At 73.0% G+C, this 15,458-nt stretch carries 13 protein-coding genes and 1 pseudogene; 6 read left to right on the forward strand and 8 right to left on the reverse strand.

All coding sequences use genetic code 11. The features are described 5' to 3' along the window. Positions 1–150 precede the first annotated feature (150 nt). Positions 151–1,227, forward strand: coding sequence for a hypothetical protein (locus ACIP6N_RS14140; RefSeq protein WP_401815507.1), 1,077 nt, complete (start codon positions 151–153; stop codon positions 1,225–1,227). Positions 1,228–1,684: 457 nt separating this feature from the next. Here ACIP6N_RS14140 and ACIP6N_RS14145 read toward each other — a convergent pair whose 3' ends face one another. From ACIP6N_RS14145 to ACIP6N_RS14155, 3 genes are read right to left on the reverse strand one after another with little or no spacing between them, the layout of a single operon-like run. Next, positions 1,685–2,527, reverse strand: a complete 843-nt coding sequence (locus ACIP6N_RS14145) for an ABC transporter ATP-binding protein (protein ID WP_401815508.1) — start codon at positions 2,525–2,527, stop codon at positions 1,685–1,687. Next, positions 2,527–3,621 (reverse strand): FecCD family ABC transporter permease, encoded by a 1,095-nt coding sequence (locus ACIP6N_RS14150; protein ID WP_401815510.1) that lies wholly within the window; start codon positions 3,619–3,621, stop codon positions 2,527–2,529. Before ACIP6N_RS14150 ends, ACIP6N_RS14145 begins: the two co-directional genes overlap by 1 nt. Continuing rightward, positions 3,618–4,694, reverse strand: a complete 1,077-nt coding sequence (locus ACIP6N_RS14155; RefSeq protein WP_401815512.1) for a FecCD family ABC transporter permease — start codon at positions 4,692–4,694, stop codon at positions 3,618–3,620. Before ACIP6N_RS14155 ends, ACIP6N_RS14150 begins: the two co-directional genes overlap by 4 nt. Before the next feature lie 157 nt (positions 4,695–4,851). Here ACIP6N_RS14155 and ACIP6N_RS14160 point away from each other — a divergent pair, with 157 nt between their 5' ends. Then, positions 4,852–5,571 (forward strand): HAD family hydrolase, encoded by a 720-nt coding sequence (locus ACIP6N_RS14160; protein ID WP_401815514.1) that lies wholly within the window; start codon positions 4,852–4,854, stop codon positions 5,569–5,571. Here ACIP6N_RS14160 and ACIP6N_RS14165 read toward each other — a convergent pair. Beyond that, positions 5,535–5,816: a hypothetical protein gene (locus ACIP6N_RS14165; protein ID WP_401816188.1), complete on the reverse strand. Its 282-nt coding sequence runs from the start codon at positions 5,814–5,816 to the stop codon at positions 5,535–5,537. The two genes, ACIP6N_RS14160 and ACIP6N_RS14165, sit on opposite strands and share 37 nt — an antisense overlap. 340 nt (positions 5,817–6,156) lie before the next feature. Between ACIP6N_RS14165 and ACIP6N_RS14170 the strand changes: the two genes are divergently transcribed. Continuing rightward, positions 6,157–6,540 carry a cold-shock protein gene (locus ACIP6N_RS14170; protein ID WP_401815515.1) on the forward strand — a complete coding sequence of 128 codons (384 nt, stop codon included), beginning with the start codon at positions 6,157–6,159 and terminating at the stop codon, positions 6,538–6,540. 40 nt (positions 6,541–6,580) lie between these two features. On the opposite strand, the gene ACIP6N_RS14175 is transcribed toward ACIP6N_RS14170, so the two are convergent. The 4 genes from ACIP6N_RS14175 to ACIP6N_RS14190 form a co-directional block, all read right to left on the reverse strand. Then, the gene (locus ACIP6N_RS14175; RefSeq protein WP_401816190.1) at positions 6,581–7,408 is read right to left on the reverse strand and encodes a 1,4-dihydroxy-6-naphthoate synthase; all 828 of its coding nucleotides are present in this window, start codon (positions 7,406–7,408) and stop codon (positions 6,581–6,583) included. An 89-nt stretch (positions 7,409–7,497) separates the two neighbouring features. Further along, complete coding sequence (locus tag ACIP6N_RS14180; RefSeq protein ID WP_401815517.1) at positions 7,498–8,253, reverse strand: futalosine hydrolase; 756 nt, start codon at positions 8,251–8,253, stop codon at positions 7,498–7,500. An 89-nt stretch (positions 8,254–8,342) separates the two neighbouring features. Beyond that, positions 8,343–8,834, reverse strand: a complete 492-nt coding sequence (locus ACIP6N_RS14185) for a DUF2771 domain-containing protein (protein ID WP_401815519.1) — start codon at positions 8,832–8,834, stop codon at positions 8,343–8,345. Positions 8,835–8,844: 10 nt separating this feature from the next. Continuing rightward, positions 8,845–10,212: an MFS transporter gene (locus ACIP6N_RS14190; RefSeq protein WP_401815521.1), complete on the reverse strand. Its 1,368-nt coding sequence runs from the start codon at positions 10,210–10,212 to the stop codon at positions 8,845–8,847. 395 nt (positions 10,213–10,607) lie between these two features. Between ACIP6N_RS14190 and ACIP6N_RS14195 the strand changes: the two genes are divergently transcribed. From ACIP6N_RS14195 to ACIP6N_RS14205, 3 genes and pseudogenes are all read left to right on the forward strand, one after another. Further along, complete coding sequence (locus ACIP6N_RS14195) at positions 10,608–11,573, forward strand: DUF3027 domain-containing protein (RefSeq protein WP_401815522.1); 966 nt, start codon at positions 10,608–10,610, stop codon at positions 11,571–11,573. Positions 11,574–11,995: 422 nt separating this feature from the next. Beyond that, positions 11,996–15,139 carry a sacsin N-terminal ATP-binding-like domain-containing protein gene (locus ACIP6N_RS14200; RefSeq protein WP_401815524.1) on the forward strand — a complete coding sequence of 1,048 codons (3,144 nt, stop codon included), beginning with the start codon at positions 11,996–11,998 and terminating at the stop codon, positions 15,137–15,139. A 165-nt stretch (positions 15,140–15,304) separates the two neighbouring features. After that, a pseudogene (locus ACIP6N_RS14205) lies at positions 15,305–15,397 on the forward strand (Uma2 family endonuclease); the annotation flags it as partial. Positions 15,398–15,458: the final 61 nt, after the last annotated feature.

Consider the following 15,458-nt stretch of genomic DNA (forward strand, 5'->3'; position numbering starts at 1 on the left):
GCGTCCCGCCCGCGTCCTCGGGGTGTCCTCGGGGTAGGAAGGTCCGCGTCGGGGCTCCACCGGGGGCGTACGGGAGGTTCGTACTGGACGTACGAGGATGACTCCGACACCATCGCGAGCAAGGTGCCGCGACGGTGTTGGGAGGTCTGTGTGGGGATCGAGAGCGATCAACTCGTCTACGACTATCTGAGCCGCGTCGGGGACGTGGCCCAGCAGCAACAGCTGCCGTCCGGCGAGCGGATGAAGCTGGTGTCCACGCTGCGCAACGAGATCGACCAGCAGCGCGGGAAGTTCGGCGGGGACAGTCCGGCGGTCGTGCGGCGCATCCTGGGGCGGATGGGCGACCCGGAGGTGCTGGTGAGGACGGCGTCGACGAACGCCGTCCGGCCCCAGGCGGCACCGGAACCCCAGGGCCCGGCGGTACCGGAGCAGCGGACGGGTTGGGGCACGGGGTCGCGGCTGCGGAAGCAGGCGGCCGGAGCGGAGGTCCCCGGACAGCGGGGCCCGGAGCAGCCGGCGGGATCGGCGGGGCCGGCAGGATTCACGGGACTCGGCGGACCTGCGGGGCCGTCGGGGCTTGACGGTCTGTCCGGGTCCGGGTCCGGGGCAGGGCTCGACAACGACCCCGACTGGTGGCGGGTCCAGGCGGGCCCGATGGGCGGATCGCTGGGCGTGCCGGGGTTCGTGGGCGGGCTGGAGATCCCCGACATGCTCAAGTCGCCCACGGAGGACGGGCCTGAGGACGAAGCCGCACCGGCGGACGGGACAGGGCGCAACCCGGGCGGGCTCCCCGGTGGGGGGTCCGGGGGCGGCCCCGCAGGCTTGGAGAAGGCGTCGGGCCGCCGCTGGCGGCCCCGGCTGCGCCGCCGCGGCGGGGAAGGCCGCGCGGGCGGCCTGACGAACCCGTTCCTGTTGCTGGCGGCGGCGCTGCTGGTGGTCGGCGCGCTCCTGGGCTCATGGCTGGCCCTGGGCGGTGGCTGGCTCTTCGCGTACGCCTCCCGCAAGCTGTCGCGCACCGAAGCCAAGCTGGCGGTCTTCGGCCTCCCGGGCGTGTCGGTCGCGGGCGGCCTGGTGTGGCTCTGGGGCCGCATGAACAACCGCTGGGGCGACCCGATCCCGCAGGACGGCATGGCGGCCGCGCTCCAGGAGACCTGGCCGGTAGTGGTCCGCACGGCAGCGGTGGCCTCGGCGCTGTACCTGGTATGGCGCTCGCGGCGACGGGCGTAGGGAACGCGCGGGCAGGGAACAGGAGGTAGGCGAGCGGGCGAGAAGGCGCGGCGGGGCGCTGCGGCGTCAACAACCCTCCCGGGCCCGAACAACCCCGGAGCCCGGGCCAGCCCGCGGCCCGGGTCAGCCCGCGGCCCGAACAACCCCCGGGCCTGAACTCCCGCAGCCCGGGTCAGCCCGCAGCCCGGGTCAACCCCGCGGCCCGAACAACCCCCGGGCCCGAACAACCCCGGAGCCCCCCGAACAACCCCGGAGCCCGGGTCAGCCCGCGGCCCGGGTCAGCCCGTGGTCCGTGGCAAGCCCGCGGCCCGAACAACCCCCGGGCCCGAACAACCCCCGGGCCCGAACAACCCCGCGGCCCGGATCAACCCCCCGGCCCGAACAAACCCGCCGGCCCGGGGCAAACCCGCAGGCAGCGAACCCGCCCGCCGAACCTCCGACCACCGTCCCGCCCCGACTACCGCGCCCCACCCACCGCGCCGGCATCCACACCCGCGCCGGAATCCACCCCCGCCCGGTACGGCGCTCCCGGGATGACCAGCGGTGAGCCCGTCACCGGGTCCGGGATCACCACCGACTCCAGGCCGAAGACCTCGCGCACCAGCTCCGCCGTCACCACCTCCGCCGGGCTGCCCTCCGCGACGATGCGGCCCTCCTTCATCGCCACCAGGTGGTCCGCGTACCGCGCCGCCTGGTTGAGGTCGTGCAGCACGATCACCACCGTGCGGCCCTGCTCGTGGTTCAGGCGGCGTACCAGGTCCAGGACTTCCACCTGGTGGGCGATGTCCAGGAATGTCGTCGGTTCGTCGAGCAGCAGCAGGTCCGTTTCCTGCGCCAGCGCCATCGCGATCCAGACCCGCTGGCGCTGGCCGCCCGACAGTTCGTCCACCGAGCGGTCGGCGAGTGCCGTCACGTCCGTACGTTCCATCGCGGCCGTGACCGCGCGTTCGTCCTCGTCCGACCACTGCTGCCACCAGTGCTGGTGCGGCTGGCGGCCGCGTGAGACCAGGTCCGCGACCGTGATCGCCTCCGGCGACACCGGGGACTGCGGCAGCAGGCCGATCGACCGGGCGATCTGCCGTGTCGGGATCTTCGCCAGTTCCTCGCCGTCCAGCAGCACCGACCCCGTGCGGGGCTTCAGCAGCCGTCCCAGCGCGCGCAGCGTGGTGGATTTCCCGCAGGCGTTCGGGCCGACGATCACCGTCACCCGCCCGTCCGGAACGGCCAGGTCGAGGTCGTGCACGACCGTGCGTTCTTCGTACGCGAGCGTCAGTTCACGAGCGGTGAGCCTGCTGCCCATCACTTACCTCCAGCGGTACGGCTACGGATGCTGTGCCCCTTGACGAGCAGCCAGATCAGATACGGCGCGCCCACCGCCGCCGTCAGTACGCCCACCGGCAGTTCCGTGGGCGAGAGCAGCACACGGGCCAGCAGGTCGCCCAGTACGACGATCACCGCGCCCATCAGCGCCGAGCACAGCAGGGGGATCTGCGCGGTACGGGTCATACGCCGGGCGATCTGCGGCGCGAGCAGCGCCACGAAGTCGACCGGGCCCGCCGCGCCCGTCGCGACCGACGCGAGCACGACACCGAGCAGGACGAGCCCGAGCCGTACGCGGCCCAGCCGCACCCCCAGCGCCGTCGCGGTGTCGTCGTCCATCGACACCGTGCGCTGCGCGTACGCAGCCCACAGCACGCCGGGCAGCAGCACGATCAGCACGAGCAGCAGCGGCATCGCCTCGTCGTAGCCGCGGCCGTTGAGCGAGCCCGTCATCCAGACCTGGGCCTGCTGCGCGACGAGCACGTCGCCCTTCGTCATGAACAGCGTGGTGATGGACCGCAGCGCGATCGCGAAGCCGATCCCGATGAGGACGAAGCGCGTCGCCTGGAGCCCGCCGCGCCACGCGAAGACGTACACCAGCGCGGCCGCGGCGACACCGCCCAGGACCGAGAGGTACGGCAGCGTGGTGTACGAGGTGACGCCGAACGTCATCGCCCCCACCGTGAGCGCGCCCGCGCCCTGGCTGACGCCGATGATGTCCGGGCTGGCGAGCGGGTTGCGCGCGACGGTCTGGATCAGCCCGCCCGCGATCCCGAACGCGACACCGACGAGCACCCCCAGCACCATGCGCGGCAGGCGGAGCGTGCCGACGACGAGTTGGTCCGACGACGGCTGCCCGAAGATCACCTTCAGGACTTCCGACGGCGGTACGAAGCTCTCGCCGATGCTGAGGTAGGCGACACACACCAGCGCGAGCAGCACCGCGAGCGAGCCCGCGACCACCGCCGCGCGCCGGTGGATCAGGAAGGAGCCGCGCCCGGCCCGTATGCGCGTGTAGCCGGCCGGCCGGACGCCCGGGACCGGCCGTATGGCGGGCGCGGATGGCGTCGTCATGCCGATACCGCCTTCCTGCGTACGAGAGCGACCAGGAACGGCACCCCGAGCAGCGCCGTGATCACACCCGCGGGCACCTCGCCCGGCGGGAAGACGATCCGCCCGACGACGTCCGAGACGAGCAGCATGACCGGCCCGATCAGCGCGGCCATCGGCAGCACCCAGCGGTGGTCCGTGCCGACGATCGCGCGCGCGATGTGCGGTACGGCGAGACCGACGAACGCGATCGGACCCGCCGCCGCCACGCCCGCCCCGGTGAGCAGCGTCGCGCCGATGCCGCCCACGATGCGTACGGCCGCGACGTTCTGCCCGAGGCCCTTCGCCACGTCCTCGCCCAGTGCCAGCGCGTCGAGGCCGCGCGCCACGGCCACCACGAGCACCCCGCCGATCAGCAGGAACGGCCAGACCTGGCCCACCACGTCCGAATCGCGTCCCGCGACGGAACCGACCTGCCAGAAGCGGAACTCTTCCAGCGTCGACGCACTGGTCGTCAGCAGGCCCTGCGTCACCGACACCAGCAGGGCGTTGATCGCGGCCCCGCCGAGGGCGAGTTTGACGGGCGTGGCGCCACCGCGCCCGCTGGACGCGATGGCGTACACCGCCACGGACGCGACGGCGGCGCCCGCGAAGGCGAACCACACGTAACCGGACAGGGTGTGCACGCCGAAGAGCGAGATGGCCAGGACCACGCCGACCGACGAGCCCTGGCTGATGCCGAGGATGCCCGGGTCGGCGATCGGGTTGCGCGTGATGCCCTGCAGCACGGTGCCCGCGAGGGCCAGCGCCCCGCCGACCATCAGCCCGATCAGCGTGCGCGGCACGCGGAGTTGGCGTACGACCTCGGCGTCGGGGCTGCGCCCGCCCTGGAACACCGCGTCGAACACGGCGGACGGCGCGATGGCGCGCGCCCCGACCGCGAGACTCAGCAGGACCGCGAGCAGGACGGCCACCACGGCGGCGGCCGTCCACCCGACGCGCCTGACGGCCAGGGCGCGCCTGGCGCGGTGCGGCGGAGGCGGTGGCGGCGCGCTGGAGGCCGGCGCGCTGGGGCTCGGCGGGGCGGCGGCTGGCATCAGAACCAATCAGAACGGATGGTGGCGAACAGTGGAAGACGGCCGGGGCCCGGCCGGACCTCGGCAAGCTTGGTTAGGCTTGGCTAAGCCGGGTTCAGTCTAAGCACCCGGACCGCACCGGGACCGAGCCGCCCAGGGCTGGGCACACCTGGGCACAATGGGCTCCATGCCATCCCTCAACGCCCCGCGCCCCGCCCACGCCTCAGCACCCGCCTCAACGCCCCTTCCGGGGCCGGTTTCCGCTCGCCGCGCGCCGACCGTCGGCTTCGACCTGGACATGACGCTGATCGACTCCCGGCCCGGTATCCACGCCGCCTACACGGCGCTTTCCGCCGAGACCGGGGTCAGGATCGACGCGGACCTGGCCGTCACCCGGCTCGGGCCACCGCTCGATCTGGAGCTGGCGCACTGGTTTCCCGAAGACCGCATAGCGGAAATGGCCGACCGTTACCGGGAGATCTATCCCGCATTCGCGATCGAGCCGACGTTGCCGATGCCGGGCGCCCGGGAAGCCGTCAAGGCGGTCCAGGAGCTGGGCGGCCGGGCGATCGTCGTCACGGCCAAGCACGAGCCGAACGCGAAGCTGCACCTCACCCACCTCGGCATCGAGCCCGACGCGGTCATCGGCTGGCTGTGGGCGGAGGCCAAGGGCGAGGCGCTGCGCGAGCACGGCGCGTCGGTGTACGTGGGCGACCACACCGGCGATGTGCGCGGCGCGCGTACGGCGGGCGCCCTCTCCGTCGCCGTACCGACCGGGCCCTGCGACGAGGACGAGCTGCGGGCGGCGGGGGCCGATGTGATCCTGCGGGACCTGACGGCGTTCCCGGCGTGGCTGCGGGCCTACGCCACCGGGGAAGAGGCTTCCGAACCGGCCTGATGAGCCTGAAGAGTCTGATCGGCCGCGCGGGCCTGACGGGCGTCGAGCGCCTGCCGGGCCCGGCGCCGCTGCGCGCCGATCGTACGCAGCAGACCAGCGGCGGCGATGACGAATCCGACGCCCATCAGCATGCAGACCGCGTACGCGACGGACGGGAACGGGTGCGTGCCGAGGAACAGCGGCGCCACCGTCACCAGCGTCGCCACGGCGCCGACGATGAAGACGATCGCGCCGATACGGATCAGCCCGTCACCGGGACCGGCCTCGCCGGCGGCCCGGCCTGACGCCGTGTCCGACGGAGCGCGCGTTACCGCGTTCGTCAACGCGTCCGTCGCGGTGTCCGGAGCCGCGGTCGTGGCCGTCTTCGGTGTCGTCTTCGTCGCCGGGTCCGGCGCGCTGGGTGCAGGAGTAGCAGTCACCCCACCAGGGTAGTTCCCTGCGGACAGGAACCGTTCGGCAACGTCTTGTCACCAGCCGACGGGCCATTAGCCTTGGAATCGGCGGGTCGGAGGACCCGCTGTAGTGCTCTCCAGAGCCGTTTTCACGCGCGCCAGCGCCCCAACGAGTACGAGGACGAGGACAGACGTGCCTACCGGCAAGGTCAAGTGGTTCAACAGTGAGAAGGGCTTCGGCTTTCTTTCTCGTGACGACGGCGGCGACGTCTTCGTCCACTCGTCGGTGCTCCCTGACGGAGTCGACGTGCTCAAGCCGGGCCAGCGGGTGGACTTCGGCGTTGTCGCGGGTCAACGGGGCGACCAGGCGCTCTCGGTGACCGTCCTCGACCCGGCGCCCTCGGTAGCGGTCGGCCAGCGCCGCAAGCCCGACGAACTCGCCTCGATCGTCCAGGACCTGACGACCCTGCTGGAGAACATCTCCCCGATGCTGGAGCGCGGCCGCTACCCCGACAAGGCCCATGGCGCGAAGATCGCGGGCCTGCTCAGGGCGGTGGCGGACCAGCTGGACGTCTGACCCCGACCGGGCGCCGGCGAACAGGCCGGGGCGGAAGATCTCAGGGAAACGTCAGCGCGTCCGCCGGCAGCGGCGGCACCAGGCCCTCTGTCGCCGCGCGGGTGAGGAGACCGCGGATCGCCGCGTAACCGTCCTCGCCCAGGTCCGCGGTGAAGTCGTTGACGTACAGGTCGATGTGCTGGTCGGCCACCGACGGGTCCATCTCCTGGGAGTGCTCCAGGACGTAGGGCCGCGAGACCTCCGGGGCGTCCCAGGCCATCCGGACCGACGTACGTACGGTCTCGGCCAGGGCCCGGAGGGTCTCGGCGCCCAGCGAGCGCTTGGCGATGATCGCGCCGAGCGGGATCGGCAGGCCCGTCGTGGACTCCCAGTGCGCGCCCATGTCGGCCAGGGAGTGCAGCCCGTAGTCCCGGTAGGTGAAGCGCGCTTCGTGGATGACGAGTCCCGCGTCGACCTGGCCGTCGCGCACCGCGGGCATGATCTCGTTGAAGGGCATGACGACGACCTCGCCCACCCCGCCGGGGACGACGTCCGCCGCCCACAGCCGGAAGAGCAGGTACGCGGTGGAGCGCTCGCTCGGTACGGCGACGGTCCTGCCCGTGAGGTCGACGCCGGGTTCCTTCGTCAGGACCAGCGGGCCGTTGCCCCGGCCCAGCGCGCCGCCGCAGGGCAGGAGCGCGTACTCCTCCAGGACCCAGGGCAGCACGGCGTACGAGACCTTCAGTACGTCGAGTTCGCCGCGTTCCGCCATGCCGTTGGTGATGTCGATGTCCGCGAAGGTGACAGCGAGGGCGGGCGCGCCGGGCACCCGGCCGTGGGCCCACGCCTCGAAGACGAACGTGTCGTTCGGGCACGGCGAGAAAGCCATCCGCAATGCCCGGGAGGACGCGGAGGCCGACGTGGTCTCCGAAGCCGACGGGGCCGGGGCGGCCGACGCGGCGGGCTGTGGCTGTGTGGTCATGTCGGCTCCTCGAAGACAGGTGTGAGCAGCGTGAACGCGTACCGCAGCGAGTCCAGTGCCCGGTCGATCCGCCAGGCCGCCCGGTCGCGCGGGCCCACCGCGTTGGAGATCGCGCGGATCTCGGCGAACGGGATGGAGTGCGCGGCCGCCGCTTCCGCGACCCCGAAACCTTCCATCCCCTCGGCGGCGGCGCGCGGGTGACGTGCCACCAGCTCGGCAGTCCGCTCGGCCGTGCCGGTCACGGTCGAGACGGTGAGGACGGGCGCGGACACGACGGGGTGTTCCGCGTCTCCGGCGCCCAGGACCTTCATGATCCGCGCCGTCAGCGCGGCCGGCGGCCGGTGCACCGTACGGCCGAATCCCAGCTCGTCGACCGGCACGTACCCGTCCGGGGAGCCGGCACCCAGATCCGCGGCGATGATCGTGTCCGCGACGACGAGCGAACCGAGAGGCGCGTGCGGCGCGAAGCCGCCGCCGATCCCGGCCGAGATCACCAGGTCGTACGGCGGGTCGTACGGAGAGGTCGCCAGCGCCGTGGCCGTGGCGGCCGCCACGGCCGCCGGGCCCACGCCGCCCGCCAGTACGTCCACCACCGGTATCTGCACGGACGAGATCCGGGGCATGTACTGGGCGTGGCTGCGCAGCTCGTACCCGCCCGTCATCTCCCGCGGACCACCGCCCGCGAACCGGCTGAGACCGGCACCGACGGAGTCCGCCTCCGCCGCCACCGCCGTCACTACGAGCACACGCATGGCGGAGCCTCCCCGGGGATCAGTGTCGGGAATCGGAGTCGGGAATCAGAGCCGGGAACCGGAGTCGCGGACCGGAGTGCGCACCGGGGTCAGGAATCCTTCTTCTCGAGGGTGAAGTTCCAGACGCCCGCGAGCTTCTGGCCGTCGACCTGAAGGATGCTGAGCTGCTGCTTCGCCGGGGCCGGCTGACCGGTCGTCTGGTTCGGCGCGAAGAAGAGCCCGCCGTCCTCGGAGCGGTACGTGCTCTTCGTCAGGTCCGGGTCGATCGGCCTGCCGTCGAGGAAGATCGCCCAGCCGTGGTCCGCGAGTTCCGGGTCGACACCGATCCGCACGGTGTCGTCCGAAGCGGACTTGATGGTCTTCGTCGCCTTCTTGTTCAGGCAGGGCTGGGCGTCGGAGTCCTTGAGCGGCTTGCCGTCGTTGTAGCAGGCGGCCTCGGTGTTGACGGAGTCGGAACCGACCGTCACGGTCGCCAGCGGCGTCGGCTTGTCACAGGCGGAGAGCACGAGGAGTCCGGCGGAGACAGCACCGAGGACGACGCCGGCCCGACGGGCCCTACCAGGGAAGAACGCAACGGTCATGGTCGGAAGGCTATCGGTCGACCGGGTGCAATCCGCGAGGGGGTGGCGGCGAGCCGCGTCCGGCCGCCCTCAGCAGCCCTCGTACGGCCGCCACCGCGCCGATCGCGACGAGGCCCGCGGCCACCGACATGCCGAGCACGCCGTTGAGCGGCAGTGAGATGCCGATCGCACCGCCCACCACCCAGGCCATCTGGAGCACGGTCTCGGAACGGGCGAAGGCGGACGTCCGCACCTGCTCGGGTACGTCACGCTGGATCACGGCGTCCAGGGACAGCTTCGACAGCGCCTGCGTGAGGCCCGCGACCGCGCACAGCACGGCCACCAGCAGTCCGCCGAAGAACAGCGCGGCGAGGACCGCCGCGGTGAGCGCGATGCCCAGCATCGTCGCGATGATCAGCTCGGGGCCGCGCGATCTGAGCCAGGCGCCCACGGCGGTGCCCAGGGCGTTGCCCGCCCCGGCCGAGACGCCGACGATGCCCAGGGAGATGGCGGCGCTCTGTCCGGCGACCGGATGTTCACGCAGCAGGAAGGCCAGGAAGAAGATCAGGAAACCGGAGAGCGCGCGGTGCGTCGCGTTCGCCTCCAGGCCGTGCAGCACCGAGGGCCCGACCGTACGGAGACTGGGCCGCTTCGCCTGCCCGTGCGCGAGCAGATGGGCCTTGCGCTCGCCCCGGGCGGAGTCGACCTTGGACGGCATCAGGAACGCCAGGACCGTACCGCCCAGGAAGATCACGCACGCGCCGTAGAGCGGCCAGGGCGAACCGACGCGGTGGAGCCCCGCGCCGATCGGAGCCGCCACGCCCGTGGCGAGCAGCCCGGCGAGCGTCACCCGTGAATTCGCCCGCACCAGCGGGAAGCCCGGCGGCAGAAGGCGGGGCACGACCGCGCTCCGTACGACGCCGTACGCCTTCGACGCGACGAGCACGCCGAGCGCGGCGGGATACAGCTCAAGACCGCCCGTGGCCACCGCGCCCGACATGGCGATCGCGAGAACCGCCCGGGTGAACATGGCGACGGCCATGGCGGCGCGCCGGCCGTGCGGGAGCCGGTCGAGGAGAGGGCCGATGACCGGCGCCAGGATCGTGAAGGGCGCCATCGTGACGGCGAGGTAGAGGGCGACCCGGCCGCGTGCCTCGTCGGTGGGAACGGAGAAGAAGACCGTCGAGGCGAGAGCGACGGTGATCATGACGTCACCCGCGCCGTTGACGGCGTGCAGCTCGATCAGCTTGGCGAGGCCCGACTCGCCCGCGCCGTGCGCGCTGGTGGCTTTGCGGATGCCTTTCGCCGTACCGGTGAACGGCGTCCGCAGGGCATGACCGATCACCCGCCCCGTCTTGCGGAGCGGGCCGGCGGAGTCGGACGACCTTACGGCTGCCACCCCGTCATAGTGCCCCACGGTTCCGGGAAGCGAACCGAACACGCGCGTGACAGGGGCGTGACGGTGTCATGTCGGGAGTCTGATGATCTCCGCGCTCCGCGCCTGACGGCCTCTCCGCGGGTCACGGCCACGTTGCGGTGTTGTCCGAAGAGCGGGAAAGGCGGCGTGCAGGTGGGCGGCGGGCGGCAGAGGGGGTAGCGTGCGTAGCGCGCCACCGGCGGTTGTTCTCGGCCGCGCGCCTCTTCGTCATCCCGCAGAATGGATAACGATAGGTGTGCCCGGGAAGTGGTCGGGCGTGGACGTTGATGCGGCCCCCTGGTCCGCTCCGCCCTCGGCTCGTACATCGCTGATCGGCCGGCGCACCCGTGAGACGGCGTAGGAGAGAAGCGAGACCTGTGAGTGCTGCGACGACGCGAAGCCGAACCCCTGACCGTCTGTGCGCCGAGGCGGTAGACCTCGCCCGCGCGGCTGCCGAGGAGGCGGCCGCGCCCGGTGTGGTCGGGGAGCATGTCTCAGCGGTGGCTGACGGCGAGCGTGTCGTCACGCATTTCTTCGAGTGCAAGGAGCTGGGCTACCGCGGCTGGCGCTGGGCGGTGACGGTCACCCGCGCGTCGCGCGCGAAGGTCGTCACGCTGGACGAAACAGTGCTGCTGCCGGGCCCCGACTCCCTGCTGGCCCCCGAATGGGTGCCGTGGAGCGAACGGCTGCGCCCCGGCGACATGGGCCCCGGCGACCTGCTCCCGACCGAGGCCGAGGACCTGCGCCTGGAGCCCGGCTACACCGGCGAGGACACGCCACCGCCGAACTCCGTGGTGCCCGAGGTCCTCACCCCGCAGAACCTCGCGGACCTCGTCGAGGCGGAGGACGCGGAACTGACGGATGCCGGGGCGGGCGCACAGGCAGCGACCACCGGCACGGCGCCCCCGCCGGTACGGGGCACGATCGCGTCGGTCGCGGAGGAACTGGGCATGCGGCGCGCCCGGGTGCTGTCCAGGTACGGCCTGCATGTGGCGGCCGACCGCTGGGACGAATCCTTCGGCGCGAAGACCCCGATGGCGCAGGCGGCGCCCGCACCCTGTGTCTCCTGCGGATTCCTGGTGCCGCTGGCGGGCTCGCTGCGGCAGGCGTTCGGCGTCTGCGCGAACGAGTTCTCCCCGGCGGACGGCCGGGTCGTCTCGCTGGCCTACGGCTGCGGAGGCCACTCGGAAGCGGCGGTCATGCCGACGCCCACGCGCCCGGCCCCGCACGTACTGGACTCACTGGGCTCGGACGCGTTCCCGTTGCGCCCGTCGAGCGACAGCGGCTCGGTTCCGGTGGACGGAGACGGCGACGGGGCTTCGGAGGACCTGGGCCACTCCTGAGGGTGAGGGGCTGAGGGGTGGCTGACGGGCCCGGCCGGCCGGGTGGGCCGCCCTTGTGGGGCGCGCAGCTGTGAGCGGGGGCGTGGAGGCCGGCTCGGCGCGCACCGCCATCTTCCGCGCTCATCCACCTCCACCTTCTGACCAGCCACTTCCACCTTCTGTGATCACCCGTCCACCCCGCAGTGACCAGAACGTGCCACCGGCGTCCGCGTCAGCCGCCGGTCCCGCGCTAAGCCGACTCGCCGCGAGCGCTGTCAGTTCGGCGCGGTACCTTCGGGCCGCACAGGTACCAGCGGCCGGCACCCACCAGATGGCGGCCACCGGCACCGGCAGGCAGCAGCGGCGCCGGCGGGCACCCGCCGCCGGGTGGTACCACCCGGCGGACATCGGCAAGCGGTAAGCGGACAGAGCGGAGTCACAGCGTGAGCGTCACGACGACCGAGGGGGCCGACCCGTTCGGAACGGCGCGGCTGCGGCGTGGAGTGCTTGACGCGTGGGGCGCCAGTCCCGCCCGGTTCCGGGAGGATGCCAACGCCGAGGAGGATCTCGCCCTCGGCGGCTACCGTGACCGCCTCGTCGTGGAGCTGGCCCAGAACGCGGCGGACGCCGCCGGCCGTGCAGGGGTGCCCGGGAGGTTCCGGCTGGACCTGCGGCCGGGCACCGCCGACGGTCCCGCCGTCCTCGTCGCCGCAAATACCGGCGCCTCCCTCGATGCCGCGGGCGTCGAGTCCCTTTCCACCCTCCGCGCCTCCGCCAAGCGCGAGGACCACGACACCGCGGTCGGCCGCTTCGGCGTCGGGTTCGCCGCCGTGCTCGCCGTCAGCGACGAGCCCGCCGTCATCGGGCGCCACGGCGGCGTGCGCTGGTCGCTCGCCGAGGCCCGCGAGCTGGCCCGGCAGACAGCCCAGGAGGTGACTGAACAGACCGCCGAGGGCACCGGCCTCGCCGACGAGCTTCGCCGCCGCGACGGTCACGTACCGCTCCTGCGTCTGCCGCTGCCCGCCGAGGGCACCGCTCCCGACGGGTACGACACCGTCGTCATCCTTCCGCTGCGCGACGGCACCGCGCTCGATCTCGTCGAGCGGCTGCTCGCCGCCATCGATGACGCACTCCTGCTCACCCTGCCCGGCCTCGCCGAGATCGTGGTCGGGACGTCCGACGGGGAGCGCGTGCTGAGGCGGTCCGCGGACGGCCCCTACGTCCATATCGACGACAGCGCGAACGGCGGTGACATCCACCGCTGGCGGGTCGTCAGCCGCAGCGGGGCGACCGCGTCCGCGCTGCTCGAAGGGCGGCCCGTCGAGGAGCGGCTGCGTCCGCACTGGTCCGTCACCTGGGCCGTCGCCGTGGACAGCGAGGGCGCGCCCGCCGGACCGCGTACCGAGCCCGTCGTCCACGCGCCGACCCCCACCGACGAACCCCTGGGCGTCCCCGCCCTGTTGATCGCCTCGCTCCCGCTCGACACCACCCGCCGCCACCCCGCGCCCGGCCCGCTGACCGACTTCCTCGTCGTCCAGGCCGCCGAGGCGTACGCCGAACTGCTCGGCGGCTGGGAGCCCGTCTCCACCGGCACCATCGACCTCGTGCCGGGACCGCTCGGCAAGGGCGAGCTGGACGGGCAGTTGAGGGCCGCGATTCTGCGGCTGCTGCCGCGCGTCGCGTTCCTCGCGCCCGCCGCGCCCAGCGAGGAGCTGACGGCCCTGCGGCCGTTCGAGGCCGAGGTGGTGGAGGGCGCGGGCGCCGACACCGTACGGGTGCTGGCCGAGGTGCTGCCGACGCTGCTGCCCGCCGGGTTCGAACGGCGAACGGAGCTGCGCACGCTGGGAGTCGGCCGCCTGCCGCTCGGTGACGCCATCGAGCGGATCGCGGGCGCCGAGCGATCGCCGCTGTGGTGGCGGGAGTTGTACGAGTCGCTGGCGGGCGTCGACCCCGACCGGCTGTCCGGGCTTCCCGTACCGCTGGCCGACGGGCGTACGACGATCGGGCCCCGGCACGTGCTGCTGCCCCTGCCCGGCACGGAGGCGCCGGCCGATCTGGCCAGGCTCGGGCTGAAGGTCGCGCATCCCGACGCCGCGCACTCCCTCCTGGAGAAGCTGGGCGCACTGCCCGCCACTCCGCGCGCCGTGCTGACCACCCCGCAGGTACGGGCCGCTGTCGCGTCCTCCCTCGACGTGGGCGACATCTGGGACGAGGACGCGGACAGCCTGGACGCGGAGGAGCTGGCAGAAACCGTCCTGACACTCGTACGGGACGCGGGCCTTGAGGCCGGCGACGAGCCGTGGCTCGGGGCGCTCGCTCTGACGGACGAGGACGGCGAGCTGTCGCCCGCAGGCGAACTCGTGCTGCCGGGAAGCCCGTTCGCCTCCGTCATGCGCGAGGACGAACTGGCGCTCTGCGACGCGGGATTGGCGGAACGCTGGGGGGAGCAGCCGCTCGCCGCGTGCGGGGTCCTCGCGAACTTCGCGCTCGTGCGCGCGGGCGACGTCGTCCTCGACCCCGACGAACTGGATCCCCGGGAAGGCGACTTCGCCGAGCCGGACGACGCCGGTCTGCTGGACGCGGTCGACGTCTGGTGCGAGGACGTACTCGACCGCCTCCCCGAGACGCCCGTACCGCCGGTCGCCACGGAGATCGTGGCCGTACGGGATCTCGACCTCGTGGACGACGACGCGTGGCCGCAGGCGCTCGCGCTGCTCGCCCAGCCGCCGCTGCGCGAGGCGCTGACCTCGCCCGTACGGGTACTGCTGCCCACCGGCACGACGGAGAGCGTGCGTTCGTACACCGCCTGGTGGCTGCGCGACCATCCGGTGCTCGACGGCCGGCGTCCTGCGGGTCTGCGCTCGGCGGGCGGCGATCCGCTGCTCGCGGGGCTGTACGACTCCGTGGACGCGACGGGCTTCGAGGACGCGCAGGTCCTGCGGGCCCTGGGGGTAAGGACGTCGGTCGACGCGCTGCTCGAAGAGCCGGGCGGCGCTGCGGAGCTGCTGGGCCGCCTCGCCGAACCGGCGCGTCCGGTCAGCGCGCCGCAGCTGCACGCGCTGTACTCCGCGCTCGCCGACCTCGACCCCGATCAGGTGACCCTGCCCGACGAACTGCGGGCGGTGGTCGACGGCGAGGTGCGGGTCGTGGACGCGGCGGACGCGGTGATCGCCGACGCGCCGGACCTGCTCCCGCTCGCGGCCGGACTCGCCCTGCTGCCGGTGGCTCCCGCGCGCGCCGCTGAGCTGGCGGAGCTGCTTCAGGTACGGCGGCTGAGCGAGGTCGTCGCCGCGGACGTCACGACGGACGGCGAGGAACACACCGTCCCGGAGCCGGTACGCACCCTGCTGGGCGCGGCCACCCCGCAGACCTACGTGGAACACGAGGAACTGACCGCCGGCGGCACAGAACTCACCTGGCGCCGGACCCCGGACGGCACCGTGCACGCCTCCACGCTGGAAGGCGTGGCGGCGGGCCTCGCCTGGGCAGCCGGCCAGTGGCCACGCCGCTTCGAGGTGGCGGCGCTCCTGGAAGACCCGTCCCGGACGGACGAACTGGCCCGGGACCGCTGGTTCGACGTGTCCTAGCGCGGACCACTGCCCGGGTCGCGTACGGCGGGACGCGGCGGGTCGGCTGGTGCGGCGCCGCCCCGGCCCACCGCGAAGGCCGCGTCGCGGGCGCAGTCGCTCTGTCGTGGAGGCTTGAGTGGGGCTGTCTATGGGCATCTGCGCCGCTGTGCGGACCTCCTGACCGTCCCGCCGTCCAGTCCCGACAACGACTACGTCGCGAAGATGCGCGACTGCCCGGCCATGGGGATCGCGCACTACCTCATCGTCGATCCGCGCTGATCGACACCGGCGTCTTCCCTCGCTACACGGGGAAGGACGCCGAGCGGTAGGTCTGCAC

This window comes from Streptomyces sp. NPDC088725 (genome assembly GCF_044751305.1).
Taxonomy (GTDB): domain Bacteria; phylum Actinomycetota; class Actinomycetes; order Streptomycetales; family Streptomycetaceae; genus Streptomyces.